26 protein-coding genes and 2 rRNA genes are annotated in these 26868 nt (G+C 40.4%); 6 read left to right on the forward strand and 22 right to left on the reverse strand.

Translation table 11 applies throughout. The features are described 5' to 3' along the window. Positions 1–109: 109 nt before the first annotated feature. The gene (locus tag LCM09_RS15640; protein ID WP_224883830.1) at positions 110–610 is read right to left on the reverse strand and encodes a carboxymuconolactone decarboxylase family protein; all 501 of its coding nucleotides are present in this window, start codon (positions 608–610) and stop codon (positions 110–112) included. Positions 611–772: 162 nt separating this feature from the next. Here LCM09_RS15640 and LCM09_RS15645 point away from each other — a divergent pair, with 162 nt between their 5' ends. Continuing rightward, complete coding sequence (locus LCM09_RS15645) at positions 773–1876, forward strand: diguanylate cyclase (RefSeq protein WP_224883840.1); 1104 nt, start codon at positions 773–775, stop codon at positions 1874–1876. A 108-nt stretch (positions 1877–1984) separates the two neighbouring features. Here LCM09_RS15645 and LCM09_RS15650 read toward each other — a convergent pair whose 3' ends face one another. The 8 genes from LCM09_RS15650 to LCM09_RS15680 all read right to left on the reverse strand — a co-directional run bounded on the left by LCM09_RS15650 (position 1985) and on the right by LCM09_RS15680 (position 9934). Further along, positions 1985–3859: a PAS domain-containing sensor histidine kinase gene (locus tag LCM09_RS15650; RefSeq protein ID WP_224883842.1), complete on the reverse strand. Its 1875-nt coding sequence runs from the start codon at positions 3857–3859 to the stop codon at positions 1985–1987. Between the two features lie 148 nt (positions 3860–4007). After that, the gene (locus LCM09_RS15655; protein WP_224883844.1) at positions 4008–5597 is read right to left on the reverse strand and encodes an amidohydrolase; all 1590 of its coding nucleotides are present in this window, start codon (positions 5595–5597) and stop codon (positions 4008–4010) included. A gap of 101 nt (positions 5598–5698) precedes the next feature. Continuing rightward, on the reverse strand, positions 5699–6505 hold the full coding sequence (locus LCM09_RS15660; RefSeq protein ID WP_224883853.1) for an AAC(3) family N-acetyltransferase: 807 nt from the start codon (positions 6503–6505) through the stop codon (positions 5699–5701). Next, positions 6502–8355 (reverse strand): ribosomal protection-like ABC-F family protein, encoded by a 1854-nt coding sequence (abc-f, locus tag LCM09_RS15665; RefSeq protein ID WP_224883854.1) that lies wholly within the window; start codon positions 8353–8355, stop codon positions 6502–6504. The genes LCM09_RS15660 and abc-f overlap by 4 nt, the downstream gene beginning before the upstream one ends. 146 nt (positions 8356–8501) lie before the next feature. After that, positions 8502–8633 carry an RAxF-45 family protein gene (locus LCM09_RS20830; RefSeq protein ID WP_263623026.1) on the reverse strand — a complete coding sequence of 44 codons (132 nt, stop codon included), beginning with the start codon at positions 8631–8633 and terminating at the stop codon, positions 8502–8504. 57 nt (positions 8634–8690) lie between these two features. Continuing rightward, on the reverse strand, positions 8691–9008 hold the full coding sequence (locus LCM09_RS15670) for a DMT family transporter (RefSeq protein ID WP_224883856.1): 318 nt from the start codon (positions 9006–9008) through the stop codon (positions 8691–8693). A gap of 13 nt (positions 9009–9021) precedes the next feature. Then, positions 9022–9348 carry a DMT family transporter gene (locus LCM09_RS15675; protein WP_224883913.1) on the reverse strand — a complete coding sequence of 109 codons (327 nt, stop codon included), beginning with the start codon at positions 9346–9348 and terminating at the stop codon, positions 9022–9024. 1 nt (position 9349) lies between these two features. Beyond that, positions 9350–9934, reverse strand: a complete 585-nt coding sequence (locus LCM09_RS15680; protein WP_224883858.1) for a TetR/AcrR family transcriptional regulator — start codon at positions 9932–9934, stop codon at positions 9350–9352. A 477-nt stretch (positions 9935–10411) separates the two neighbouring features. Here LCM09_RS15680 and LCM09_RS15685 point away from each other — a divergent pair, with 477 nt between their 5' ends. Beyond that, positions 10412–11563: a zinc-ribbon domain-containing protein gene (locus tag LCM09_RS15685; RefSeq protein WP_224883860.1), complete on the forward strand. Its 1152-nt coding sequence runs from the start codon at positions 10412–10414 to the stop codon at positions 11561–11563. Between the two features lie 22 nt (positions 11564–11585). Beyond that, entirely contained in the window at positions 11586–12746 is a 1161-nt protein-coding gene (locus tag LCM09_RS15690; RefSeq protein WP_224883862.1) for a S1C family serine protease, read from the forward strand. Between the two features lie 42 nt (positions 12747–12788). Here the strand turns inward: LCM09_RS15690 and LCM09_RS15695 are convergent, their stop codons facing one another. Continuing rightward, positions 12789–13613: an SPL family radical SAM protein gene (locus tag LCM09_RS15695; protein WP_224883864.1), complete on the reverse strand. Its 825-nt coding sequence runs from the start codon at positions 13611–13613 to the stop codon at positions 12789–12791. A gap of 96 nt (positions 13614–13709) precedes the next feature. Here LCM09_RS15695 and LCM09_RS15700 point away from each other — a divergent pair, with 96 nt between their 5' ends. Beyond that, positions 13710–14123 carry a hypothetical protein gene (locus LCM09_RS15700; protein ID WP_224883866.1) on the forward strand — a complete coding sequence of 138 codons (414 nt, stop codon included), beginning with the start codon at positions 13710–13712 and terminating at the stop codon, positions 14121–14123. A gap of 68 nt (positions 14124–14191) precedes the next feature. On the opposite strand, the gene LCM09_RS15705 is transcribed toward LCM09_RS15700, so the two are convergent. Continuing rightward, a complete protein-coding gene (locus LCM09_RS15705) occupies positions 14192–15070 on the reverse strand; it encodes a LysR family transcriptional regulator (RefSeq protein WP_224883868.1) in 879 nt (292 codons plus the stop codon). 97 nt (positions 15071–15167) lie between these two features. Here LCM09_RS15705 and LCM09_RS15710 point away from each other — a divergent pair, with 97 nt between their 5' ends. Further along, positions 15168–16274: a citrate/2-methylcitrate synthase gene (locus LCM09_RS15710; RefSeq protein ID WP_404800846.1), complete on the forward strand. Its 1107-nt coding sequence runs from the start codon at positions 15168–15170 to the stop codon at positions 16272–16274. 70 nt (positions 16275–16344) lie between these two features. Here LCM09_RS15710 and queC read toward each other — a convergent pair whose 3' ends face one another. From queC to queD, 3 genes are read right to left on the reverse strand one after another with little or no spacing between them, the layout of a single operon-like run. Next, positions 16345–17019: a 7-cyano-7-deazaguanine synthase QueC gene (queC, locus tag LCM09_RS15715; protein WP_224883870.1), complete on the reverse strand. Its 675-nt coding sequence runs from the start codon at positions 17017–17019 to the stop codon at positions 16345–16347. A gap of 1 nt (position 17020) precedes the next feature. Further along, on the reverse strand, positions 17021–17749 hold the full coding sequence (locus LCM09_RS15720; RefSeq protein WP_224883872.1) for a 7-carboxy-7-deazaguanine synthase QueE: 729 nt from the start codon (positions 17747–17749) through the stop codon (positions 17021–17023). Next, complete coding sequence (gene queD, locus LCM09_RS15725; RefSeq protein ID WP_224883874.1) at positions 17742–18218, reverse strand: 6-carboxytetrahydropterin synthase QueD; 477 nt, start codon at positions 18216–18218, stop codon at positions 17742–17744. Before queD ends, LCM09_RS15720 begins: the two co-directional genes overlap by 8 nt. 280 nt (positions 18219–18498) lie before the next feature. Here queD and LCM09_RS15730 point away from each other — a divergent pair, with 280 nt between their 5' ends. Beyond that, positions 18499–18735 (forward strand): hypothetical protein, encoded by a 237-nt coding sequence (locus LCM09_RS15730; protein WP_224883876.1) that lies wholly within the window; start codon positions 18499–18501, stop codon positions 18733–18735. 41 nt (positions 18736–18776) lie between these two features. On the opposite strand, the gene LCM09_RS15735 is transcribed toward LCM09_RS15730, so the two are convergent. The 8 genes from LCM09_RS15735 to LCM09_RS15770 form a co-directional block, all read right to left on the reverse strand. Continuing rightward, on the reverse strand, positions 18777–19952 hold the full coding sequence (locus LCM09_RS15735; RefSeq protein WP_224883878.1) for an aminotransferase: 1176 nt from the start codon (positions 19950–19952) through the stop codon (positions 18777–18779). Continuing rightward, positions 19949–20449, reverse strand: coding sequence for an Lrp/AsnC family transcriptional regulator (locus LCM09_RS15740; RefSeq protein ID WP_224883917.1), 501 nt, complete (start codon positions 20447–20449; stop codon positions 19949–19951). The genes LCM09_RS15735 and LCM09_RS15740 overlap by 4 nt, the downstream gene beginning before the upstream one ends. A gap of 104 nt (positions 20450–20553) precedes the next feature. Beyond that, on the reverse strand, positions 20554–21624 hold the full coding sequence (locus LCM09_RS15745; protein WP_224883880.1) for a Ger(x)C family spore germination protein: 1071 nt from the start codon (positions 21622–21624) through the stop codon (positions 20554–20556). Continuing rightward, positions 21621–22712, reverse strand: a complete 1092-nt coding sequence (locus LCM09_RS15750) for a GerAB/ArcD/ProY family transporter (protein ID WP_224883919.1) — start codon at positions 22710–22712, stop codon at positions 21621–21623. Before LCM09_RS15750 ends, LCM09_RS15745 begins: the two co-directional genes overlap by 4 nt. Positions 22713–22718: 6 nt before the next feature. Next, entirely contained in the window at positions 22719–24224 is a 1506-nt protein-coding gene (locus LCM09_RS15755) for a spore germination protein (RefSeq protein WP_224883882.1), read from the reverse strand. Between the two features lie 70 nt (positions 24225–24294). Further along, entirely contained in the window at positions 24295–25719 is a 1425-nt protein-coding gene (locus LCM09_RS15760) for a cryptochrome/photolyase family protein (protein WP_224883884.1), read from the reverse strand. A 623-nt stretch (positions 25720–26342) separates the two neighbouring features. Further along, positions 26343–26459: ribosomal RNA gene (gene rrf, locus LCM09_RS15765) — 5S ribosomal RNA — on the reverse strand. Between the two features lie 184 nt (positions 26460–26643). Then, positions 26644–26868 (reverse strand): 23S ribosomal RNA (locus LCM09_RS15770); the annotation flags it as partial.

Consider the following 26868-nt stretch of genomic DNA (forward strand, 5'->3'; position numbering starts at 1 on the left):
TCTATTCGATTATCAAAAACCAACCGGTTGGTACAGGATAAATGTAACATCGTTCGATAAGATGTGCAAAGTAAAACGCTCAAGTAACGTTTACTTGAGCGTTTCGTTCCTATAACCCCAATCCGATCGACGTTTGATTGGTGTAGGATGTATAGGCGATCAACTGATTGATCTCTAAGATATGTTTATCACTGTAACCATGCTCCCGTAAGTTCTCAAGATCTTTCTTTTGTAATTCTTTCGGGTTCGCCACGAGCTTTTCTGCATAGTGCAAAATGTCCTTCACATTATTAGGGATATAATCAGAAGTATCGTATATCTCTAACTCATATCCAATGTTGTCATTTCCACTGATCTCTTGTAGTAAAGCAAGATGCCCCTCATAACAAAAGTCGCAGCCATTCAATTTGGATACGAAGACAACGACGGCCTCTGTTTCAAACTCATTCAACACTCCATTTTTCACAGCTTTTGCAAGTGGCATAAACGTTGAAAAGATTTCGGGACTTTTCGCAATAAGGCGGTTGAACACAGGCACAGGTTGTTCTAGTTCGTGATAGATTTCCATTTCTTTTAAGTCAGATTGTTTTGCTGGTTTTATCCAAGGCATTCAATAACCTCACCTTCTATAGATTTACACGTGCTATCATACCAAACTTCGCTTAAATCTAAAAAAGACTTGGACACTGTTCCCTTCAAGAAGATTCTCCCATCATTTGATTATCATGGTAAACTATAGATATCTACTTACTGCTTTATGAGGTGGTTACACATGCAATTGATTCAGGATTATTTCAGCAACATGATGATGATGCTTGCTCTTTTATTTATCTATTATCAGCATTACAAAGACGAAAACCTCGTTGATACATCTTCCATAAAACGCAAACTGACAAGTGGTTTTTTTGCCGGGCTAGCAGGCAGCCTACTCATGTTTTTCGGGATTGAAATCGGCACAAGTACCATCATTGACATGAGGCATGTTCCTTTTCTGCTTGTCACGCTGTATGGTGGCTTTCTACCAGGTGCTGTTGCTCTAATAGTCATTCAGCTTGTGCGTTTTGCGATTGGAGTTTCAATTTCTTCTTTTGCTTCTCTCGTCTTGCTCATTACGTTATTCATTGGATATTTACTGTTCCGAAGATGGCAGGTAGGGACTATGCTAAAAGTATTCCTCATGCTCATCTACTCTAATATTACGTTCACAGTAGTCATAACACTCATGCTCGACATAGAGTCTTTCTATAAGATTAACCTTCTCTTCTGGATCACCTCTTTGGCTTCCGGAATGATGGCAATCTATACATCGGAATATTTACGAAGGATCAACCATTTATTCAAACAATACCAGCTTAGTTCGACAATCGATCCTCTTACTGGATTAAACAATGTAAGGAGCTTCGATGAAGCAATGAATATAGCAATTAGAGAAAGCAACATTAAAAGAAAGCCACTGTCACTCTTGATCATCGATATTGATTACTTCAAGCAAGTAAATGACACATACGGTCATACAGCAGGAGATGCCGTTCTACAGCAGTTTGGCACTGCGCTTCGAAAGTCGGTCGGACCAGAAGATATCGTCTCGAGGAACGGTGGAGAAGAATTCACTATTCTTCTCAAAAACACTTCACATGATGAAGCATTAACGACAGCCGAATACGTTCGATCCTTTATAGAAGAACAGCTTTTCAAAGCATCTCATATGGAGACGCTCCACATTACCGCGTCTCTCGGTGTTGCCACCTATCCAGAAACTGTCTTTTCGAGTGATGAACTTTACAGCAAAGCAGACCAGGCTCTTTACACCGCTAAACGAAAAGGACGTAATAGAGTGTGCTCAACAAATGAGTTAAGTGAGTTGGTCACACAGTAAACCTAGTTACGCTTAAGACTGCCAGAGAGATCTGGCAGTCTTTTATTCTGTTCCCTGGATTCTCGTAAGTTTTGCTTTAAACCCTCAAAAAAACCCGTTGGTGACGATTCACCAGCGGGTTACATCTTCTCTATCTATCATATTTGGCAAAAGGATAGTCACACACGTACCTTTGTCCATTTCGCTTTCAATCTCAATATGACCATTATGCTCGGAAATAATTTTATTGCTTACTGTCATACCGAGCCCTACTCCTTTTTCTTTATTCGTATAAAATGGAGTACCTATATACTCGATACGCTCATGATCGATTCCTTTTCCATTATCTTCGATAGTGATAGAAATATTTTCACTTGTTACAGTTATAGAAATGAGAATTTCTCCATTATCATGTTCGATCGCATCGATCGCATTTTGTAATACATTAATAAATACTTGTTTGATCTGATCACTTCGACATTGTGTAAATATCGGCTTATTCACATGGTTCGTTACGGTTATATTTCTTTTATTCGCAGCGAGTTGTACATCTGAGATGGCGTTTTCCATCACCATTTTGAGATTCACCTCAAATGTATTGATCGCTTCCGGTTTTCCGAGAGAAATAAATCCGTTCACAACTTCTTCTAGCTTTTTCAGTTCATCATTAATTATGCGATGAAATTCTTTCTCCTTATCATCTTTGTCTTTTGAAAGTAAACTAAGAAATCCCTTGATTGAAGTTAATGGCGTTCGAATTTCGTGCGCAAAACCAGCTGCTAACTCACCAACAACAGAAAGCTTCTCAATATTCTTTTTGTATTGGTCGATTTTTATTTTTTCAGTAATGTCTCTTGAAATGACAACAAAGCGATTAACCTCGCCGCACTCCCCAATCACAGGCATTCCTTTACCTTCAAATGTTAACACTTCACCTGAAGCATGAAGTTTACGATAGGTTACTGTTACTGGCTCTCTGAAGTTGCGAAGTTTCGTAAGCACGTCCATGCATAAGTCACAATCATCAGGATGAACATGGGCTAATATATCTTTCCCTACGACATCTTCAGGACGATAGTCTAAGAGAGAATGATAAGAAGGTGAGGCATAGACAATAACCCCGTTCAAATCCAAAAGGCAGATTAAGTCACTGCTATGCTCTACAATCATGCGATGCTTTTGTTCACTCACACTCAACTTCTTCTCAGCTAACTTCTGTTTTGTTATGTCTCTTGAGACCACGATATAGTGGTATCGTTCCTCATTTTGTACGCTGATTGCTCGTGAATCAAACCAGCGATATTGACCATCGATTCGTAATAGCCTATATTTCACGGATACAGGCTTTTTGTATTTAACGAGGTGAGCGAATACCTCTTTTACCCTTGCAACGTCATCAGGGTGAACGTACTTAAAAGAACTTGCGCCAATTTCATTTTCTATTCCATCTCTTGAGTAATCACGATAGGAAGGAGATACATATAAAAAACTCCCTTCATGATCTAATAAGCTAACTATCTCACTCATGTTTTCTGTAATCAGCTTATAGTGGTATAACGTTTCCTCAACTAATTTTTCTTCACACCCTTTTTCTTCGATTAAAGCAACGGTTTGACCGAGTTCGTTCGCAATTGGGACTCCCATTACTTCTACATAAACGTAAGACCCATCTTGTTTAATCCATTTTTGGGTCGAAGGTCCTGTATTTATCCCATTTTGCAAAGAATGAATTCTACTTGCTACTGCTGTTCTTTGGGATTCATCAATCGTTTCCCATATTGATTTTCCTTCTATTTCAGAAAGTGTATAGTAACCTAATAGCTTTAAAGCTGCTCCATTCAGGTATACCCATTTCCAATCCTTCTGGATCACTACAGCTGATGAAGATCTATTATAGTAATCTATAATATCACCCAAAGCTTTGCGTTCATCCATTGGTTTAGACATCGTTTGAGGAGGTCGCTCGGCATCATGTTCAATAGGGTAGTGATTCACTCTAGTCATAGGGCCTCCCGATATGCGATTTAGATTTTTCAGGACTTTTGAACGATAAAACTTATACAATACTTTCTTCTTTAAATGGATATTTCCTGCTAAAAAATACAGAAAAAGAAGGATTCTCATAATAATGAGATCCTTCCTTATGATCAAGCTAATAGACTCTTTTACCTTTAATCCATGTTTGAAGTACGTTTATTTGATTTATCTTGTGAGGTTGAATTTCTTCAGGATGATCCGATAAGAAAACAAAGTCTGCCGTAAATCCTTCTTCTAATTTCCCTTTCTGATGCTCTTGAAATTCTAACTCAGCACCTGTAGCTGTGTAGGCTTGATAAATTTCACCAATCGACAAACGCTCTTTCGGAAGCCACCCGCCTTCAGGCATACCCTCCTCATCCTGTCTTGTTACTGCAGCATACATGTGCATAAAGGGATTGAGGTGTCCAATCGGACTATCAGAGCTACCGGTAAAAGGAATACCCATCCTACTTACCGTCTTCCACGGGTTACAATACTTCTCTTGTTTCTTTCCTACCCAATCCGCTGATTGATCATACTCACTCATCATAAAGCCTGGCTGGATTTCTAGATATGGTTTAATATTCTTTAATCGTTCTAGTAAATCTGGTGCAAGTATTTGCGCATGAATAATTCTGGGACGCATTCTCACGCCAACTTTTTCGATCGCATTAATCGCTTGCTCTACTGTCCGATCTCCAATCGCATGCATAGTTACCTGCATGTTATTTTCGTCCGCTGTTCTCACCATTTCGTTAAGCTCTTCTTGCGTATAAATTAAAGTACCACTTGTTTCCGGCTTATCATGGTATGGCTTTCTCAAAGCTGCTGTATGAAGACGCTGCGTTCCATCTAGAAATATCTTAAATGCACCCATGCGGACCCTATCCGTTCCCTCCCCAGTTCTTCTATCGTGAGTATTCAAATAATCCTCCATATCTTTCTGGTTATAAACATAATGATGAAGATGTACTTGGAGTGGTAGTCCTCCTTCATCTTCTAACTTTCTATAGCTTTTCCATACCCGATCGAAAGAACCTGTGTAATTTAAATCATCGGTATGTACGGAGGATATACCATTCTCAAGTAAGTGTGGAACGGCATCTTGAATTGCTTCAAACACTTCATCCTCTGTCTTTTGCCTAAAATGAAACTTAATGAAATGGACTGCTGTATCTTTAAATCGACCATTCCACTTGCCTTCCTCATCTTTTTCAATAAACCTTTCATGCTTTTCTTCGAGGTGATCGTGCTTCTTAATTATTTTTAAAGCCTCTTCATTTACAATACATTCGTGGCCATCTTCATGAAGAAAAAACATCGGCTTTTTGTACTCTAGTTCCTCAAGATCTCTAGCATTCAATAAATGGTCTATATCCGAAAACTTACTATCGATCAAACCTCGCCCTACTATCCATTCATTTTCTTCCATTTCTTCTTCCGTATAGTGATTCCTTACAATGTCCTTCATTTCTTTCCAAGAGGATACTTCGCGCATATCAAGTTCTTTCTTCATTAGTCCGTAGCGAAGCAAGTGCATGTGCGTATCGTTAAATGACGGAGCAATCGCTTTACCTTCCCCTTCTACAATCTCAATGTCATTGTCATCGCCTTTATATAAGCCTTTCTGTACTGAAGTGATTATCCCATTCTCAATAATGACATGCCCTTCTATCGTTTCATTCCCAGGTCGATACACTTTAACGTTGTTAATAACCTTCATTTTTCCACCCTTTCGTACGTCTCTCTATTTTTATCTACCCGGGGATAGAAACGTTTATTCACAAAAAGGAGCCCTTGACTAGGCTCCTTCTGAAATCACATTCACATTGATTGTTTTTGATACCACTCTCGTCCAAAATCAACTATTTTTCTTTGTTCTATCAGTTTACATGTGGCTTTTCCAATCTTCATACAGTAATAGTCTCCGCTTTTCTCAAATTCCTTACCAATCTGTTCAAATACATCAGAATCATAGTCAATTTCTTTAAACGTTTTCCAAACTCGCTCACCATTCTCTATAAGTGCTGCTGATTTCTCTTGTAAAGGAGGGTTAGGAATACCATGCTCTGCGTAATGGAGCGACGTATTGCTATCATGCCCCACTCCAAGCATAAGAACCATGCCATCGAGTTCATAGATTTTCGCAAGTGGCGATCGATCACCAAAACCCGCTTCAAGAGGCTGTTCCTCTAAAATGTAGTCACTTTGTTTTCCCCACGCAGTGAAGGAATATGTCGGATGATTACTTCTTTTTACACCTGGCATCGTTCGAAACAATTCTGCTATGACGCCCATTCCTCGTGTTGGAGTCGTATCCTTACAATAAGCAGGCATGTTCGCTCTGATAATTTGCCACCAGGATTCAGGAACAGGAGGATTCATCCAGTTCGCTGGGTCTGAATTACCCGCCGATTGTGCAGGCATTACGATTGTGCCTTCCTCACCAACTGATTCGATCAATGCTCGGATTACTGCTTCAGGCCCCCCGCATACCCAACCTAGCGAACTGAGGGAAGAATGGACAAGGATCGTCATCCCCTCTTTTACACCTAGGCCCCGAAAATCATCTACTAAACTAGTGATTGTATGTGGTTCGATCATGCTTTCTGTCGTTCTTTTCTCTGTCATTCTATTTCCCCCTCTAACAACTCATATAAGTGATTTCTTTTCTCTTCGACCTCTTCCTGCTTCTTATACAAAGATTCGAGAACAGCTTGATCACTGCTCGTTAACAGCTCTTGTTCTATATTAAAAAGTTCTTCTTCGATTCGTTCAACCTTCTCCTCAAGTGAGACGGTTGGCTCTTTTTTTTCCTTTTTTGGTTCTGGAACCTCTTTTACTTCATCACCACTATTATCTACAATCCGAGATTCGATATGTTTCTCCCTTGCAAGACTGTACGGCTCTAAGTAATGATGTAACTCCCCATCCTCGAGCCAGTACGTAACTGGGAAGCACTTATTCAATAAGTAGCGATCGTGAGATACACAAATGATCGTGCCGGGAAATCGATCGATCGCATCTTCTAATACTTCTCTAGAATCGATATCTAAATGGTTCGTAGGTTCATCTAATACAAGGAGGTTTATATCCTTACTCATGAGCTGAGCAAGACGAAGCCTCATTTTCTCTCCCCCGCTTAAAGAGGAGATTTTTGAGAAGACACTGTACCCATAGAACAAGAACCGAGCCAACTCTTGACGGGCTTCACCTTCTGCAACTTTCGCTGTTTCGCGATACACATCGATTACACGTTCACCATCAAGATCTTCAAATACATGCTGAGAAAGATAGCCAATCTTAAGACTAGAACCTTGAACGACCTTTCCATTCTCAGGTTCATGCTGACCTAACAACACTTTCAAAAGGGTTGTCTTACCACTCCCATTTTTACCAACGATTGCAGTTCTTTCCTGATAACGTATGTTCCAATCGATGTTTTTTAATAATGGCTTTTCCCTAAAACCAGCTGTTACATTTTCAAATGTAATAACGTCTTTCCCACTCCTCCTAGACATATCAAATTCTAATCCCATCTTTCTTCTCTCTAAAATAGGGCGCTTTACTTTGTTCATTCGTTCTAGTGCTCTTTCCATGTTGCGTGCCCGCTTATGAAGCGCTGCATTTGGGGGATTCGCCTGATTTGCCCATTCTTTGAGTCGCTTGATCGCTTCTTTCATTTTCTTAATCTTCTTCTGCTGTTCTTGAAATGCTGCGAATTCCGCTAAGAGCAATTCTTCCTTTTGTTTCACAAAGTGACTATACGATCCGATGTAGACCGTTAATTCGCCATCTTCGAGATCCATCACCTTCGTTATCACTTCATCTAGAAAATAGCGATCATGTGAAACGATCAAAACGGTTCCTTTGTACCCTCTCAAGAACTCCTCCAACCACTCGACCGCTTCAATATCCAGGTGATTCGTCGGCTCATCTAATAATAGAAGGTCTGGTTCTCTTAACAAGATAAGTCCGAGGCATACCTTCGTTTGCTCACCACCACTAAGCGCTGAAAAACTAGTTTCCAGTAATTTCTGTATTCCGAGACCATTCGCTACGTTTTGAACTTTGGATGCTGTTTCATAACCACCTCTCCTTGTATATTCATCGAGAACGTGACCATATTCTTTCAATGCTTTTTCATCAGCTCCACTTGCCATCTCACTCTCTAGCTTCTTCATTCGCGTTGCTAGTTCATCCAACTCACGAAACGCTTCATTCAAAACGTCTAGTGCTGATAGTCCCTCATAGTCAGGAATCTGAGCAAGATAACCGATCGTCGTTCCTTTTTTGTAGTGAATCTCTCCTTCATCAGGACTTTCATGGCCAGCAAGTAGTTTGAATAGCGTTGTTTTTCCACTTCCGTTTCGTCCTACGATGCCAACGCGGTCTCCCTCATTGATCTCAAAAGTTATATCTTCAAAGACGGTGTTCCCACCGAGCATTTTGCTTATCGATTGTGCTGTACATACCATCATTCTAATCCCATCCTTTTACCTTAATAAAAAAAACCACAGGTAAGGATACACCTCACCTGTGGCTACTTCTTGCATAAAAAAAGAGCGGCAAACTACGCCGCTCCTTCCACTTATATCATTTCCGTTTGAAGTAGGGTAAGAGCGCCTTACGCGATCGTAATCCATATGAAGTTGCTAGAAAAGGGCAGACGTGTCCCGTTAGCAGCTCCATCATGAATAATCGCACGGCAGCAACTAGCATAATCTTCAAATTCCGTACGAACGACAGCGTTTAACATCTCTTACCTCACCTCCTTCATTTAATACCTTTACTTTATCTAAAGTTTCTGAAAAAATCAACCCTCAGTCACACGAAGACCCACAACCGAAATTACAATGCACGAGATCAATACTAATTGCATTCTATTTCGTGGCTCTTTGAACCAGTACATTCCTATCAATACGCTCCCTGCTGAACCAATTCCTGTCCAAATTGCATAAGCCGTTCCGACAGGTAATGCTTTTAGTGAAACAGAAAGCATGAAAAAGCTTAGTCCACCAAATGCAATCGTCATGATTGATGGCTTGAGTTTCTTAAACCCATTTGATAACTTCAAACTGATCACTCCACCAACTTCTGCTAGACCAGCTATCAACAACGCGATCCATGCCATATCAGAGTCCCTCCTAAGCTTCCTCGGCAGAAGTTAACTTCAAACCGACGATTGAAAAAATAAGTAACAACACAAAAAGCAGCTTGAATATACTAACTGATTCATTCAAGTAAACCATGCCTACGATTGTTGTACCGGCTGCACCGAGACCAGTGAAAATTGCATAAGCTGTTCCAATCGGTAAATACTTAATTGCCTTTCCAAAAAAGAAAAAGCTTACTCCGATCCCAACAACGGTCAACAAGCTGATGATTGGATTACTGAACCCGTCAGAATACTTCAGGCCTAAAGCCCATCCCACTTCCATTAATCCACCGATAACAAGAAAGATCCATGCCATCTCAATCACCTACTCTCATATAGTTAATGCCATTGATAAATAATGCCCAAGAATTTTCGACCCGCTTACTATGTTCTTCTTGTGAATAGTAGAAGAGCTGTTCAAATACTCCGTCCAACAAACATAAATACGCATCGAATATTTTATCCTGATCAAGATCAGGATCCATTTTTTCAAGTATAGAATAAACAACGTTCTTCATAACCTCTTCAGTCGCTAGAAACATCTCAGAGATGTTACTTCTTAACGACTCTGGAGGAAACAGCATCATGCGTTTGAAGATTAGACCAAGTTCATGATTCTGTAAGTAAGCCGTGTTTTTAATCAATAGCCTGTAAAGTTGTTCCTCAGGATTTAATGATGCAATTTCCTTTGCTGTATGTTCAAAGAAAGCATTATAATCGATAGTCACCTTATTAATCACGCCTAGGAAGAGATCCTCTTTATTTGTGAAATGAGCATAAAGGGAAGGTTTTTTGATTCCCACTTCATCTGCAATATCGTTAAGAGAGGTCCCTTCAAATCCTTTTTGAGCAAATAACATCAATGCCTTTTCTTTAATTACTTTCTGAGTTTCTTGTGCCATTTTAGATAACCTCCCTACCAATCGTTAGGCAACACCCAAAACAAAAGGACAGCTGCCTACCGTCCGTTAGTTAGTATAACATATCACGCAATTCACTGCAATTTCAATTTAAAAAAAAGCACAAAAAAAGGACCGGCATATCGCCGGTCTTCCTGGTAACGGAATATTTGAAAGGGGGTCTAGTAATAGACTATCAAAGGCGCTTATACGTGAACAGTGACAGAACACCCATTCCATTTGGACCCGTCGCCCTCAAAACCTAAAAATCAATCCTAATTATCCAGGACTATTAGATCAATACTCTTGCACTTTTAAATAAATAAGCCTTTTGATTTAGTAATTATTAGAAAATGATATTTTCTCGAAAATTTCTTTATGTTTCAATTTACCAACAACCTCTCAAAACATATTTCCCTCTTGTAGCTTTTGTGTCAAAATAGTTATTGTAAAGAGATTGAAAGCAGGTGGAGATCAAACATGTATTGTCCACATTGTGGAAAAAAAAGAGATAAAAACGACCAATTTTGTATCTCCTGTGGAAAAGAGCTCGTCTCAGAACCAAAGGGGATTCGTTCTTTCATCGTTCGTTGGTTACCAGTACTGGTTTTCTTCATTATCGGTAGTAGTCTCACAGGTTACTATTATTATGAAGAGTCTGTCACAAATGCAGCCATTCGTTCATTTGAACAAGGAGAACAACTAGCAGAAAAAGGCGACTATAAGGAAGCTCAAAATAAATTCGAGAAAGCTACAGCACAACGCGCTCAATTCCCTGCCGCAGAATTAAATCAGAACATCATGAACTCCGCGGTTACTATAGAGGATACTCTTGATTCAGCTGAGAAAGCCCGTAAGAAAGATAATTACACAGATGCACTAGAATTAGTTGATGATGCAGAAGCAGAATTGAACCAATACAAAGGGCCTTTAATGACCGACTTACAGAATGACATAGCATCCGTAAGGACGACAGTTATGGTTGCTGAGCTGAAATTCGATATGAAAGGCAAGAAATCGATCGAAGAACTTCAGCCGGTTTTAACAAGAGCAGAAACACTTGAAGTCGATGAAGCGAAAGAAGTAGCGAATCAAATTCGTAATCAAATCATCGAGTTTTCTTTGAATGAAGCAAATAAACATCTTAAAGATAACCGTTTTTCTAAAGCGTTATATGCTGTAGAAGATGGCTTACAGTTCAACAGTCAAAATGAAAAACTACTAAACTTAAAAACTGTTATCGAAAAGCGTAAAAACGCATTCGAAGAAGAACAACAAAAACGTATTGAACAGGCAATGGTAGCAGCAGCAAAAGAAGAAGAAATGAATCGTACTAACGCCATAGAACTAATCGATGCCAAAACATCCGTAACGGAGTATAACGAGCTTAAAATTACGGGAAGCGTTAAAAGTAAAGCGACCGTCCCAGTTTCCTCAATCGGGGCATCTTATCAAGTGCTTGATAGCAAGGGGAAGGTTTTCCGTAAGGGTGAAGTATACATAAACCCTGAAACACTCTACCCCGAAGACAAAGGTAAGTTTGATTTTACAATCTATGAAATTGATAAAGAAGTCAAAAACCTAGACGAATACACCGTACAGATTGACCATTTTACATGGTATGTGGAATAGCAGAAAGGAGTTTTATAACTGGATGATGAATAAGTCTGCTATTATTTCCCTAGTTGCCTCATTTCTATTAATAGCAGGAGGCAGCGTGGGCTTTTATTATTTATATGAGCATTATGACAGTACAACTGTTAACGCCTCTTCTTCACTCGGAGAACCAAACGAAGTGCAAACTTCTAACGAAGATAGTGAAGATTTAAAGTCTATTATTCATGACACCCAAAAGAGTGTTGTACAAATCAACGTCCAATTAAAAGATGGCACCTCATCCGGTTCGGGCTTTTTGTATAACAACAAAGGTGACGTGATTACGAATGCACACGTTGTTGAAGAAGCAGAAAAAATTATTGTGAAAACATCCGATGCCAAACAATTCGAAGCACAAGTTATAGGTATGGGTGAGACGATCGATATCGCTTTATTAAGAGTTCCTGGTTTGAAAGATACTGCTCCATTACCAGTTGCAGAAAAAAGAATTGCCGAAGTAGGTGACAATATCATCGCTCTCGGAAGTCCTCTTGGATTACAAAACACCGTAACGACCGGTATTATTAGTGGGTTGGATCGAGAATTTATTCTAGAGCCTTATCGCTATGAAAACATCTACCAGATTTCTGCACCTATCACAGATGGGAACAGTGGCGGACCTCTTATCGATGCGACGACTGGTGAAGCAATTGCCATCAACTCAGCAGGTACAGAATCAGGGGCCATCGGTTTCAGCATCCCGATGAAGAACGTCATCGAACAACTGAAAACATGGTCAAACGACCCTGTAGAGCTAACGGTAGACGCTGAAAGCCAAGAATCCGTCTCTACTCCACAAGGACTGACCGGAGAAGATTTTGAAGAAAATGCAACATACTTGATCGGTTACTTTTATGAAAGTCTTGCGACCCAAGACTATGTGACAGCCTACTCTCTACTCGGCAGTAGATGGCAAAGCGAAATGGATTACGAGAAATTTAGAAGTGGCTATATTCGTACGCTAGATGTAGAAGTATCGAATATGGCTGGAACGTTGAACGAAAACAATGAAGAAGTTAAAGTAACGGCAACGATTGAAGCCCAAGAACGAACAGAGGATCAGAAAACGAAAACCTCTATGTACAACGTCACGTATCAAGTTGGTTATGAAAATGATCATCTCAAAATTCTTAGTGGCACAGCAAAGAAACTAAATTAAGTATTATGAAAAAAGCTTGAGGTAACGTTACCTCAAGCTTTTTTATTCAGGCGGGTAGAAACCTTCCTGAGAAATAAAGATATTCCCTTCATTGAATTTGTCCAACAACCGATTCTTTATCTTCAAATAGGCTTTTCTGTCATACCAATCACCTAGACCATGTTCTTCAAACAGCTTACGGATGCCGAGCTGCTCTGTTCTTTTGCCACCACTGCCGTCACCCATAAAGAAGTCATCAAGAGTAATCCGGCTTACTGTCTGATGGAGTTTCTCTGGGAACTCCTCCGAACAAGGCAATAGTGGCGCAATAGCGGCCTGAACGGGTATCCCTGCTTCTCTTAACTCCTTAAGCGCCTTTAAACGCGCTGGGATTGGGGGTGCTTGTGGTGCAAAGATCTTTCGAACTGACTCAAGATCTGTTTCAACCGTCATACTGACCAATACTTTATCTCCAAGTTTTTTTAGAAGATCAATGTCTCTCGTTACAAGTGGTGATCTCGTTTGGAGAAATAGGAAATCGGGCGCCTCTTCTACCATTGCTTCAAGAAGACTTCTTGTTAACCCCGTTTTATATTCAATCGGTTGATAAGGGTCAGTGGAAGAAGACATAAAGATTGAAATCTTTCCTTTTTTCTTAGCTTTCGGTATTTCTTTCTTTAATAAAGCAACACCGTTTTCTTTAATGTCCACCCATTCTCCCCAATCTTCCTCACGAAACAGTGCGATCGGCATTCTTCTCACATAGCAATAGGAACACCCAAACGCACAGCCAGCGTAAGGGTTCAATGTATGACTGTATCCATTTAGAAAACCGCTCCCTTTTGTTAAAATCGTGCGAGATGTGCGGTTTTTAATTGAAGGCTTCATTTATTATCCTCCTTCATTTAGCGAGAACATAGGTTCTTATACTACATAAAAATCCCCGAATTGGGAGAAACTAAACATGGAAAGGTGGTTACGGTAATGAAAAAGTTATTACTCCCCCTAGTCCTGATCTGTTTTATCTTATCTCCAACTGAAACGAAAGCTGCCCTGCCTGTTAAATTACTTCAAGAAGAATGCCCGGAGCTTCAGAAAATAAAGAATCCAAGCTCCGTCCAAGAACTGCAAGCAAAGTTACAAGTTGTCGTCCCATCTATGATGGCACAAGATCCCAATTCGAAAAGTTGGCGAGTGTTATCCACCACAAAACTAAACCGCTCTTCTCCTTACTATAAATCAGCAGTCAAAGCATGCAACAAAGAAACAGCTGACCAGAGCTATCTCATTGATGTTCTTGTTACAAAGAAGTCCACTAACTTTCCTTTACACATCCACTTGCTTGCAACGAACAGCGTGAAAAAGGGATGGCTTATCTGGGGACTTACTAGCTACTAAGGCCTAAAGTGTTCTATCAAATTGAATTCGTGCAGCTTATCCCCCGATCAATACTCTGGTCGGGTTTTTCAATGCATATATTTCTCAATAAATTGTTTGAACAGCTGTGCTTCACGTGAGATATGAAGATACACCATATATGTGTATACAGTGGGTAGTCTGACCTCATCTGTCTCGACCTCGATCATCCTTCCTTCAAGCAACTCTCTCTGAACGGCCGACCTCGGTAAAAATGAGAATCCAAGCCCTTCTTCAATAAACCGCTTTGTCACGTGCACCTGTGACACCACCATCGTTCGAATCCCTTCATATTTTGCACGTAATTCGATCAAGAGCTCTTCCCAATATCCTGGGTGTGAATAGGTAAGTAATGTTGTATTCCGACAATACTCCTCAAGACTTAACGGCAAGCTTGATTCAGCATCACCACCGTCGTGGGGGACAACAAGCACGATGGGATCAGGGCCCATTTTTTCTGAAGTAAGGTGCTGCTGAATAGCTGCCATTCGCGATAATCCTAAATCAGCTGAGCCTTCTGCAACGCTGTCACCAATATCCTGTGATTCACTAACCTTCACAACAACCTCAATGGAAGGATGTTGCTTCATAAATTGTTGCAAGACGTACGGTAAAAGAGTAGCTGCAAGTAACGGAGAGACGGCGATCGTCAACTTCTTGTCGTATCCCTGATTCCAACCTGCCATATGCTGAAGGCTACTATTATAATGTTCAACCATGGTTTTTGCGTAAGGTAAAAACTGTCTACCTGCTTCAGATAAAATGACTCTTCTTCCACTCTTTACAAAAAGCTTACTATTTAGAGACTTTTCCAAATGGTGAATATGCACCGTAACCGTCGGTTGTGCTAAATACAATTTTTCTGAAGCTTCACGGAAATTCTCATACGTAGCAGCAGCTACAAACGTTCTTAGCCAGTTTACATTCATTGTTTCTCATCCCAATCAATAACGATTCTCTATCAATTAAACACTAATTATTTATTAGTCATAATGATAGCGAAACGATACACTGAATACAAGAACAATGATTGGAGTTGATGATATGGTTCATGCTGGTTTAAAAGGAATTATTGCTGCTGAGTCAGAAATCAGTCTTGTTGACGGTGAAAAAGGACAGCTTGTGTATCGGGGAGAATGGGCTGCCACCCTCTCAAAAGAAAAGTCCTTTGAAGAAGTTGTCTATTTTTTATGGAACCGTACGTTGCCTGATAAAAAGCTTTTAGAAGAATTCTCTACAAGGCTGATAGAAGCAAGACATTTAAAACCCTATCAGAAAGAAATTCTAGCTCAGTTACCAGAAAATATGGACATGATGTCGGTGATTCGTACCGTAATCTCATCGATGGCTGACAAGGATACTACATTCCCTTCCACACAACAGCAAGGTATTCGTATAGTAGGACTCGTTCCCACCATCATCGCGTATCGTTACAGATCCTTACATGGAGATCCAATTGTAGAACCAGATGCTTCCCTTTCCCATGTTGCAAACTTTCTGTACATGTTAAAAGGAAACGTACCTGCTGAAAATCACGTCAGAGCTTTATCAGCGTATTTCATTTTAACGATGGAACATGGCCTGAACGCCTCAACCTTTGCTGCTCGTGTGATTGCTTCAACAGAAAGCGATCTAGTTTCTGCAATTACAGGAGCAATCGGAGCGATGAAAGGCCCGTTACATGGTGGCGCTCCAACAGGAGTGATCGACCTACTTGACGAGATAAAACGTGATGGAAGTGCTGACCATGTATTAAGAAGGAAGTTAGAAAACAAGGAGAAGCTGATGGGATTCGGACATCGAATCTATAAAACACGCGACCCTCGAGCGTCTGCCCTAAGTGATATCACTTCTGAATTCTATGATGATGAAGAATTCAAGCTCGCTCATGAAGTAGAAAACAAGGCTGTTGAACTGCTAAAAGAACTTAAACCTGGAAGAAATCTTTATGCGAATGTAGAATACTATGCTGCAGCTATTCTACGCTCCATCGAACTCCCAACAGAACTATTCACACCGACTTTCACCGCAGCAAGATGTGCGGGCTGGATCGCGCACGTCTTTGAACAGAACGAAAACAACAGCATCATCCGTCCATCATCAACTTATACAGGGGACATACCAGCGGACTGACAAGCACCACCCGTTTCATTCCACATAGTATCGAAAAAAGAAGCGCCAGATCGGCGCTTCTTTTCATCTATTACACTTTATAAGGAATCGGGTCTTTTGATCCGGCTTCTTCAAATCCTTTTAGTCGAAGACGGCAGCTATCACATTCGCCACATGCTTCTTCTTCCCCGTTGTAACATGAAGTAGTCAACTCATATGGAACCTCTAGCCTCAGGCCTTCTTCAACCGTTTCAGCTTTCGTAAGCCCTATTAATGGTGTTTCGATCACCATGCGACTTCCTGTTGCCCCTGCTTTTGTTGCAAGATTAACCGTTTCATTCATGCTTTCAATAAACTCTGGACGACAATCTGGATAACCACTATAATCTACCGCTGATACTCCGATATAGATCGCTTCTGCTCCAATTACCTCAGCGTATGCTGATGCTAAAGAAAGAAAAATCATATTTCTAGCTGGTACGTATGTTGCTGGAATTTCATCTTCATCGATATCAGTCGGAACATCGATCGACTGGTCCGTTAGAGCACTTCCACCAATTTGGTTTAAAAAGCTAATATTCACGATGCGATGATCAGGAGCGTCATAGTACTCCGCCACCTTCTTCGCCTGCTCTACTTCACGGTTATGTTTTTGGCCATAGTGAAAAGTAATCGGATAAAGTTCATATCCTTTTTCTTTCGCCATCCCCATACAAGTGGTGCTATCAAGTCCACCACTCAACACGATGACTGCTTTTTTACTCATTCTACACACCCCTTTTATTAGGATCCCAAATGATTTTATGAAGCTGCATGCTGAGCTTCACTTTACTTAATCCAGCTTCGAGAATTTTTTGGACCAATTTGTTTGGAGGCATCGTTTCCCACACTGGACTGTAAAGAACTTGCCCTTTACCATGATTTTCTGCCACAACGTTCGTTGCTACTTCAAAGTCTTCATCAGAACCAATGACAAACTTGATTTCATCTTGGTCATCAAGAAGGGAGAAATTCTCATGAAGCATACGATGTTGTTCACCGGAATCCGGCAGCTTATAGTCCATTACAAATCGCACTTTGTTTTGCCACTCTTCATTTTCACGTCTTACTTCTTCGTATGGTGCCAAATCAATCGCACCATTCGTTTCAATGTGGATATCCTCAATATGCTCGAGGTCTACCATCGCTTGAAGAAGAGCATACGATTTTTCTCGGTGGATCAGCGGCTCGCCGCCCGTAAAGCAAATATGTCTGCTCTTATACTGTTTTATTTGGTCAATAATGTGTGAAATTGTCGCTGTATACTCAGCTTTGTCTGGCGCATAGCTATAAGGCGTATCACACCAGGTACAGCGTAGATTACAGTGAAACACTCTTACAAATACAGTCGGGAATCCTGCGCGCGTGCCTTCCCCTTCTACCGTTTCAAACACTTCAACCATCGGAAGCTTCCAGCCCATGTATTCTGCTCGTTCAGGTAATGTCCACTTATTCATTTGACTCCATCCATTCCCGCTTCAATGTCGCGTAGCTTGTCGGTGTTTCATATAGGACAAGCTCTTCTAGACGTTGCCCATTGTCTCTCATATTTCTGCTATCAAGCGCAAGATCAAGTTGCTCCCAGATCCAGACGATCATGTTTTCAGCAGTTGTATTCATATTTGGTAGGACTTCATTCAAATAATGGTGATCAAGCTTAGAATCGATTACGTCTTTGAACAATGCTTTGATTTCACCGAAGTCAACAGAAATACCAATCTCATTCACATATCCGCTTATCGTAATAACTAACTTATACGTATGACCATGCATACTTTTACACTTGCCTTCGTAACAATGCAAATGGTGTGCAGCATCAAATGTAAATTCCTTTGTTACAGCTACACGTTTATTGTGATATTTTAATTCGCTTTTTTGAATATCTTCTCCAAGCAATTCAACTTTTTTTGGAATCATAAAAGACATAAAAAAAGCTCCCTTCTTTATACTGTAGAGGGAGACGCATGAAAAAACCTTCTTCCATAGAGAAGGCGTTGTCCATTTCATCGTCCCTAGTTTTGTTTTACGAGAGGAGGGAATTCCGAACTCTCCAACCTGATAATAATATCATAACATGTTTTCGGAGAAAAGCTTCTGGTAAATCTCTCCCCTATAAGAGTATAGTAGTTAGAAGCTTTCGCATTACAATTGATTTTCAATCATGTACACTTGTAGATGGAAATAGAAATAGGGGGTGACAACACAAATGATGGAACAACAAAATCAAGGCATGATGGAAGGAATGGGAATACTCTTCGGATTATTCGGCTTCCTTTACATGGCAATCATGTTATTTATCGTGATCTTATCAATCGTATTTATTTTTAAAACAATGGGATTCATGAAGCGAAAGACCGCATCTGATCAAGAACAGAATGAACTTCTTCGTCAACTCGTTTCAAAACAAACGAAATCGTACGATGAGGATTCCACTAACTATTAAAGTACAAAGCCATCCTTCCAATAAGGATGGCTTTGCTTTATTTACTCGGTGTTTTTGTTTACGAACCGCTCGATTCGTTTCACAGCTTCTTGAAGGGATTCAAGAGAAGTTGCGTATGAGCAGCGTACGTACCCTTCTCCACCTTCACCAAACACATGGCCCGGAACGACAGCAACACGTTCTTCATGCAATAGTTTCTCTGCAAATTCATCAGAGGACATGCCAGTAGATTGAATCGATGGAAAAGCATAGAATGCGCCTCCTGGCATGCGACAGGATAGCCCCATTCGATTAAATGATTTTACAATGAAGTTTCTCCTTTGGCGGTAGCTACGCTTCATCCGCTCCAAATCTTCACGCCCATTTCGGAGAGCCTCAAGCGCCCCGTGCTGTGCGATCGTAGGAGCACACATCATCGTATATTGGTGAATCGTAAGCATCACGCTCAATATTTCTTCTGGCCCCGTAACATAACCAAGTCTCCATCCTGTCATCGCAAACGCTTTAGAAAATCCAGAGATAAGGATCGTTCTTTCTCGCATTCCTGGAATACGAGCAATGCTGTAATGGGTTTGATCGTACGTTAGCTCTGCATAGATTTCATCTGAGAGAACTAATAAATCATGATCTTTAATGACTTGTGCAACGTCTTCTAGTTCCTCTTCTGTCATCGTCGCACCTGTAGGATTACTTGGGAAGCAAATCAACACCGCTTTCGTCTTGTCCGTAATAGCTGATTTTAACTTCTCAGATGTTAGCTTAAACTCATCTTCTTCCACCGTTTCTAGAGGTACAGGTGTGCCTCCAGCAAGTGTAACTGCAGGTGAATAAGCGACAAAACCAGGCTCAACAATAATTACCTCATCACCTGTATCAAGAATCGAACGGAAAGCTAAATCGATTGCCTGACTTGCTCCGACCGTGCAAATGATTTCTGATTTAGCATCGTAAGACAATGAGAATTGCTCATTAAGATAAGAGGATATTCCCTCACGTAACTCTAGTAATCCTGCGTTCGGTGTATAAGCCGTATAGCCGTTTTCTAATGAAGCATATCCCGCTTCACAGACGTTCCATGGTGTTACAAAATCAGGCTCTCCAACTCCTAGAGAAATAACATTCTCCATTTGAGATGCTAAATCAAAGAATTTTCGGATGCCAGATGGTTTTAATTTCGAAGCATTTTTTGAAACATAATCACTTTGAACCTGACTCATGGTGACACCACAATCCGTTTATCTTTCTGCTCAGGCTCAAAGATCACGCCATCATGCTTATATTTCTTCAATAAAAAATGTGTTGTGGTTGATAGGACAGAATCAAGGGTGGAGAGTTTATTTGAAACGAAGAAAGCGACTTCTTTCATTGTTTTACCCTCGATCTGAACAGAAAGATCATATGCACCAGACATTAAATAAACGGTTTTCACTTCAGGAAAGCGATAGATACGTTCTGCTACATCATCAAAACCAACCTCGCGCTTTGGTGTCACTTTTACGTCGATCATCGCAACAACGCCGTCTTTTCCTGCGGCTTTATCCCAATTAATAACGGAAGAATAGTTCAGAATAATGTTCTGTTCCTCAAGTGAAGTTATCGTCTTCTCCACTTCCTCCTCAGATAAATCAACCATATCAGCAAGAACATCCAATGGAATACGTGCATTATCTTCTAAAATTTCTAGGATTTCAATTTCTTTCTCATTCATTTCAATTCCCCCAGTAAACTGCATTTTTTCTACTATATCATGGTTTTGCCGTTATTTCATTGATGAGTCAATGCGTTAAATCCTTAATACAATCTAACGTTGTTCTCTGATTAATCAATAACTCCAGATTCCATAATATCTGCGTTCGCCTTAACCGAAATGTTTAAAGTTGGATAGTGGTTTTCCCAATTCGAGAAATCAAATTTCCTTGTCTGACTTCTTGCGCGATCTCCTAACGCTAAAGGATCGATCTGTAACTCTTGAAATTTCTTTATTAATTTCATACTATCTTGTTCAATTTTCTTTTCGAATGCGTCCACAATATCATTTTTAATCCGTTTGTCTAGTTTATCACCAGTATATTGAGCGATATTAGCGTTGATATCCACTTCTATCGACACTTTTGGGGTTTTATTCCCGTCACTTACTTTATAAGAAACATCTGAAATGACTTTATAAAGCGTCGCATAATTTCCGTCTGGGAGAGTAATTTCAAATAATCCTGCTTTATGTTTTCTATTGATTAACGTAAACATAAACATTTCTTCTAGGTCTAGCTTCCCAACCATTTTCTCACCTTTAAAAAGAGCAAGACCTGAAATCACGATTTCATTTTCATTTTTTTTTAGTAAGGGCATATACGGGTCCATCCCTTTACCATAATATTTATAGTCGAAAAAATGCAGGTTGTTTTGTGGCATATTGCCGTACTCAATCGACTGCCTGATTAATATTTGGAGGAACGGTCCTATTCCTTGAAGATATTCATCCTCTTCTTTAATCAAGTCTCCTGCGCTTCCTTCTACTACGCCTACATACGTTAACCGACCAGATGCAGGGTCACGAAGAAAACTATCCAACACTCTCAATACACCGTGTTCCGCTTCTTCTTCACCAAACAGCATCACAGCCATTTTGCCAATTGTAATGGGCTTTGGCACCCCACTCAACTGGTTTCTGAGCCCTTTTGACGTTCGAGCTTCGGCTTGGAATGTCCTTGTTTCAACCTCCTGATTTGGTTTAAACCTTTGAAGAGAAATGGTTCCTTTAATCTTATCGTCGCTTCCTTTATCATAACCTGCAATAAACACAACAGGTACTTCATCGATAATCTCAGTGGAAACACAAGCTGTCAGGACTATGCACATCAAGAGTATCATGGGTATTTTCTTATAACTCATCTCGTCACCCTCCTCCGGACCACAGCATATAAGAAGATGATTGGAATATAAATATAGAAAAAATACGTACCGATTGAGGCTGTAATCGTGTTTATCATATCGACCTGTTCACGAGTTGTTATGAGAACACATGAGATAAAAACAACAATCAGCAGGACTATTGAAAAATACTTTTGCTTAATATGTAACGTCTTTTTTCCGATTCTAGTAGCTGCCCAAATATTTAAGCACACGTTAGGAAAGATAACAAAACACCAAAACGTAATCCCAATATACTCGAACCGTTCCACAAATGGGAGCTCAACCATCTTCCACGATATCAATGTTGACCATATGGTTTGTTGGAGCTGTTCTTCACTATAAAAAGCAATCGAAATGATCATGACGATGAGATAAATAATCGTTGTGCCACCAATCCCAATGTGAGCCCAAACCCGAGACGATTTGGGATTCTTAAGGAACGGATAAGCAAAAAGGAGAATTTCAGCTCCAAGGAAACTTAATGTCATCTGCTTCGTCCCCATCACAAAATCCTTGAGTGAATGATCAAATACCGGGAGTAGATTAGTAAACGAAGCGTATTTAGCTGGTGAAACAGCAGTAATCAACAACCACAGTGGAAAAATCACCCCAAAAAAGGAAACTCCGACTACTGTACGAAAGCCTCCAGCCAACACATAGTAAGTTAACAACAGAAACATTAGAACAGGAATCCACGTTTTGAGTTCTGGAAACATCCATGCCTGAATCACTTCGATGAAGGTTCTAAGAATCACGACAGCACCAAGCAAAAGATAAATCATTACTAAAAGGTTTAGCAATCCACCGATCCAGCTCCCAAACCACTTTTTCTGTAAATCGATAATATCCTCCCGTTCATCACCAAGAATGACATACATCATCCAAACGAACACGTGAAAAATAAGTCCCGTAATCAATACAACAATCCATCCATCTTGACCAGTGTATTGATTAATATACCTTGGGAACCCAAGGATTCCAACGCCAACCTGATTGCTATGAATAATAAACATGATAAGAAAAGAAGAAACAAGAATTTCCTTTCTTGGACTGTTTTCCACTTTCATCACCCTCTACTGCTCATCAAAGTCAAGTGAGTTAGGCTTTTTTTCTTTTTTATCGAAGAATCGAGAGACTTTTTCTGTTCGAAAGAAATGAGACCTCTTTTTTTGTAGTACATACGGTAAGCGAAAGAACGAGTCATACCAATCCTTCACTCTTGGAGGATAAAGTGGTGCAAGATATGGACTTCCTAATGAAGTAAGCCTTATTAAATGAACCATCACAAACAATCCGAATAGTGCAATCCCAATCAAGCCTAGAAACTGGGCAAATAATATTAATGGATACCTTAAGAACCTGATTGTATTTGTCATTCGGTAAACTGGAGTAGTAAATGAAGCAAGTGCAGACAACGCAACGATAATGAGTAATATATTACTCGTAAGAGATGCTTCTACAGCAGCCGTACCAATTACGATACCTCCCACGATACCTAGAGTCTGCCCAACTTTAGATGGCATCCTCGCTCCAGCCTCACGCAACAGATCGATGGTTATCTCAAGAAATAGTACTTCGATTACAGGAATAAATGGAATGTCACTCCTTGAAGAGATTAACGTTGCAAGGAGCTTAGATGGAAACAGTTCGAAATGATACGTTAACACCGCCACATAAAGAGGTGTTGCGACGATCGACATTAAGATCGACATCATTCTAATAATCCGAAAGAACGAGGCGATATTCCAGCCTAGGTAGTAATCTTCAAACGATACAAGAAGTTGCCCAAAATTAATCGGACCGATCAACGCATTAGAAGATCCCTCGACAAGGATTGCTACTGCACCATAATTCAAATGCCCCGTAATTCGGTCTGTTCGTTCCGTATCGATCATCTGAGGGAAAACCGATAACGAATTATCTTCTAACATTTGCCCAATTACTGAGGAATCAGCAATTAAATCAAAATCTAAGTCTTCAAGTCTTTGAACGACCGTATTCACATTCTGTTCTGACGCCGTACCTTCTATATACGTTACAATTATTTTCGTTTTTGAAACTGTTCCGACCGTTACTTTTTTCATCCGTAATTTCGGATGAGGAATTCGCCTTCTTATTAAATTCATGTTTGTTTGGAGGTCTTCAATCAACCCTTCTTTTGGCCCCATTACACTGAATTCAATCTCAGGTGGTGATAAATCTCTTGATTTTATTAGACTTAAATCCATTAACAATACTTTCTGACTTTTATTTAAACGTACTGCTAAATAGCCAGACATCAACCGTTCTTGAACTTTTATCGGGTCAGATGAGATTTCAAGGTTTTCTATCGGAATAATACCCTCTAGCTCTTCTAAAGATTTTGTCTCACTTTCATTTAGCTTAGTCAGTACAACACGATGAAGCTTTGCAGGGTCGATGATGGAAGCAAAATAAATAAGGGTATAGGGAATCCTACTTGCTTTGTTTTGGTAAATGACAAAATCTGCAGACTGACTCAGATCATCTAATACATCATCTAGAGTCATCTCTTTTTCTGTTTTCTGAAACCACTTCACATCGATCAGCTCCGCTGCCAAAGTCTCTTTTTCGTAGCATGTGCATTTCTACCTTCGTTATCCAATACAAAAACCAGGCACCTTGCCTGGTTTAAGAATGTTCTTTATAAATAGCTAATACTTTTTTTCTCTGCTCCTTATGATCAACCGATGGGTGTGGATAGTCAGTCCCGATCACACAATTGCTTTCCTCTTGTTCATCATGTGTCATCTTAGAAGGGTTGTGAATAAATGTAGACGGGACGTCTTTTAACTCTTCTACATACTTCTTGATGAATGTCCCATCAGGATCGAAACGCTCTCCTTGAGTAGTTGGATTAAACACCCTGAAATATGGAACAGCATCTGTTCCTGTCGATGCCGCCCACTGCCACCCTCCTGCATTCGATGACTCATCATGGTCGATTAACTTCTTCTCGAAGTGCTGATCTCCAAGTCTCCAATCGATCATGTAATCTTTTGTGAGGAATGATGCAGTTATCATTCTAAGGCGATTATGCATCCATCCTTCTTTGTTCAATTGTCTCATCCCAGCATCCACGATTGGAAAACCTGTTTTCCCCTCTTTCCATTTCTGTAGATTTTCCTTATCGCTATTATCCCATGGCAGATCACGATAATTCGAATGAAACTCTTCTTCTCTTAATGTAGGAAAATGATAATGGACCATTCCATAAAAATCTCTCCAGGCAAGTTCCTGTATAAATGCTTCCACTCCTGAATGATCGTGCTCAACAACAAGATGATATAATGTCCTAACAGATAGACAACCTGTTTTTAAATAAGGTGAAAGCCTACTCGTTCCAATCACATATGGCAAATCTCGATTATTCTCATAATCCTTTAAACGATCGCTTACAAAATCCTTTGCACGTATACGTGCATGTTCTTCCCCTATTCCTTGCCACTTTCTTTCGCACTGTCTCAACACTAACCTAAATTCTTTAGCTGACGTATCATCAATATCCTCATTAAATGAACGAGCATACAACGATAACTTCTCTTTATCTATTCGTAAAATACTAGGCTTACTAGGCTTTCTCCATTGCTTATAGTATGGGGAAAACACCTTGTACATTGTCCCGTCACCCTTTTTAATTTCCTCTACTCCATGTAGATAATAATCTTGAAAAGAGTGAAATTCAATTCCTTCACGTACTAAAAAGTCATTAACCTCAGCATCTCGACTTGCACCGTACCCAACATCATCTCTATTGTAAAAAACAGCTCTTACATCAGGTAATGCATCCGTTACCTTTTGGAATACATCAACTGCATCTCCAAAAACCACTTGAAAAGGGTACTTCATATCCAAACAACGGTCTTGAAACTGCTTTACCGTCTGAAAAAAGTAATCATGATGCGAATCGATCGTTTGAGTAAAGTGCGGATCCAATTGAAACAAACCAACCCACCGTGCATCATTTTCTTCACAATACTCGATCGCTCTTTGTAGAGCTGTATGGTCTTCTAATCGGAAGTCTCTTCGAAACCACACGATAACAATATCCTTCAATTTTCTCACCTCTCTAGGAACGCTCATATTTTTTTATTCCCTAAATGGTGATTTGCTAATAGTTATAGTGTGTTTTTTCGCGTATATGGATGGTATTGATGGTTTTGATGGTTTTGAGGCAAGAAAACAAGAGGGTATTTGGAGATATCGGCGAAATTGGTAATATATCCGCGCTTTTTGGTTGTTTATCCGCGAAATAAACAATATATCCGCGTTACCGTATTTCCAACCATTTTTTACACCAAACCACATTCAGACAACACAAAAAAAGCCAGAGATCACAATGACCTCTGACTTCTCACTTGCCTAGCGACGTCCTACTCTTGCAGGGGGAGAGCCCCCAACTACCATCGGCGCAAGAGCTTAACTTCCGTGTTCTCATACGGGGCGCGATAAGCGGCGAACTCGCCAGCTGCGCGATCCTGGATCCTCATAGATCTCCGACTATCTACTCCGGTCCAGTTTCACTTGCTTCCTCGAATTTCTTGCTTCTCCCACCCCTACGAAGCTTTCGGAGATGCCCTTTTCTGTCTTCTCAATGAAGGTACTCACCTTACGGTCCCGTGATACAAACCAAAAAAGCATATAAAAAAGCCAGAGCTCAATGCTCTGACTTCTCACTCGCCTAGCGACGTCCTACTCTTGCAGGGGGAGAGCCCCCAACTACCATCGGCGCTGAAGAGCTTAACTTCCGTGTTCGGCATGGGAACGGGTGTGACCTCTTCGCCTTCATCACTAGACTATTCAGGTATTCCCTGAAAACTAGATAGCACGCAACAACGTGTTCCAATAATATTTTTCGCGATGTCTAGTGCCGCAGGCTATATTCTTGCCCATTTCACTCTTTCACTTCAGGCGGAAAACGCCTTACGTTCAAGAGCTCCAATGGTCTACGAATATGACCAAGCCTGCTTTACTTTTCGTTTGGTTAAGCCCTCGATCGATTAGTATTCGTCAGCTCCACGTGTCGCCACGCTTCCACCCCGAACCTATCAACCTCATCATCTCTGAGGGATCTTACCAGCTTGACGCTGTGGGAAATCTCATCTCGAGGGGGGCTTCATGCTTAGATGCTTTCAGCACTTATCCCTTCCACACGTAGCTACCCAGCTATGCTCCTGGCGGAACAACTGGTACACCAGCGGTGTG

Source organism: Guptibacillus algicola, from assembly GCF_020171805.1.
Taxonomy (GTDB): Bacteria; Bacillota; Bacilli; order Bacillales; family Guptibacillaceae; genus Guptibacillus; species Guptibacillus algicola.

What these genes read in the sequence shown, in the direction of transcription:
- LCM09_RS15640 (WP_224883830.1), bottom strand. Translation starts at nt 610, where the DNA reads ATGCCTTGGATAAAACCAGCAAAACAATCTGACTTAAAAGAAATGGAA.
- LCM09_RS15645 (WP_224883840.1), top strand. Translation starts at nt 773, where the DNA reads ATGCAATTGATTCAGGATTATTTCAGCAACATGATGATGATGCTTGCT.
- LCM09_RS15650 (WP_224883842.1), bottom strand. Translation starts at nt 3,859, where the DNA reads ATGACTAGAGTGAATCACTACCCTATTGAACATGATGCCGAGCGACCT.
- LCM09_RS15655 (WP_224883844.1), bottom strand. Translation starts at nt 5,597, where the DNA reads ATGAAGGTTATTAACAACGTTAAAGTGTATCGACCTGGGAATGAAACG.
- LCM09_RS15660 (WP_224883853.1), bottom strand. Translation starts at nt 6,505, where the DNA reads ATGACAGAGAAAAGAACGACAGAAAGCATGATCGAACCACATACAATC.
- abc-f (WP_224883854.1), bottom strand. Translation starts at nt 8,355, where the DNA reads ATGATGGTATGTACAGCACAATCGATAAGCAAAATGCTCGGTGGGAAC.
- LCM09_RS20830 (WP_263623026.1), bottom strand. Translation starts at nt 8,633, where the DNA reads ATGTTAAACGCTGTCGTTCGTACGGAATTTGAAGATTATGCTAGTTGC.
- LCM09_RS15670 (WP_224883856.1), bottom strand. Translation starts at nt 9,008, where the DNA reads ATGGCATGGATCGCGTTGTTGATAGCTGGTCTAGCAGAAGTTGGTGGA.
- LCM09_RS15675 (WP_224883913.1), bottom strand. Translation starts at nt 9,348, where the DNA reads ATGGCATGGATCTTTCTTGTTATCGGTGGATTAATGGAAGTGGGATGG.
- LCM09_RS15680 (WP_224883858.1), bottom strand. Translation starts at nt 9,934, where the DNA reads ATGGCACAAGAAACTCAGAAAGTAATTAAAGAAAAGGCATTGATGTTA.
- LCM09_RS15685 (WP_224883860.1), top strand. Translation starts at nt 10,412, where the DNA reads ATGTATTGTCCACATTGTGGAAAAAAAAGAGATAAAAACGACCAATTT.
- LCM09_RS15690 (WP_224883862.1), top strand. Translation starts at nt 11,586, where the DNA reads ATGATGAATAAGTCTGCTATTATTTCCCTAGTTGCCTCATTTCTATTA.
- LCM09_RS15695 (WP_224883864.1), bottom strand. Translation starts at nt 13,613, where the DNA reads ATGAAGCCTTCAATTAAAAACCGCACATCTCGCACGATTTTAACAAAA.
- LCM09_RS15700 (WP_224883866.1), top strand. Translation starts at nt 13,710, where the DNA reads ATGAAAAAGTTATTACTCCCCCTAGTCCTGATCTGTTTTATCTTATCT.
- LCM09_RS15705 (WP_224883868.1), bottom strand. Translation starts at nt 15,070, where the DNA reads ATGAATGTAAACTGGCTAAGAACGTTTGTAGCTGCTGCTACGTATGAG.
- LCM09_RS15710 (WP_404800846.1), top strand. Translation starts at nt 15,168, where the DNA reads ATGATTGGAGTTGATGATATGGTTCATGCTGGTTTAAAAGGAATTATT.
- queC (WP_224883870.1), bottom strand. Translation starts at nt 17,019, where the DNA reads ATGAGTAAAAAAGCAGTCATCGTGTTGAGTGGTGGACTTGATAGCACC.
- LCM09_RS15720 (WP_224883872.1), bottom strand. Translation starts at nt 17,749, where the DNA reads ATGAATAAGTGGACATTACCTGAACGAGCAGAATACATGGGCTGGAAG.
- queD (WP_224883874.1), bottom strand. Translation starts at nt 18,218, where the DNA reads ATGTCTTTTATGATTCCAAAAAAAGTTGAATTGCTTGGAGAAGATATT.
- LCM09_RS15730 (WP_224883876.1), top strand. Translation starts at nt 18,499, where the DNA reads ATGATGGAACAACAAAATCAAGGCATGATGGAAGGAATGGGAATACTC.
- LCM09_RS15735 (WP_224883878.1), bottom strand. Translation starts at nt 19,952, where the DNA reads ATGAGTCAGGTTCAAAGTGATTATGTTTCAAAAAATGCTTCGAAATTA.
- LCM09_RS15745 (WP_224883880.1), bottom strand. Translation starts at nt 21,624, where the DNA reads ATGAGTTATAAGAAAATACCCATGATACTCTTGATGTGCATAGTCCTG.
- LCM09_RS15750 (WP_224883919.1), bottom strand. Translation starts at nt 22,712, where the DNA reads ATGAAAGTGGAAAACAGTCCAAGAAAGGAAATTCTTGTTTCTTCTTTT.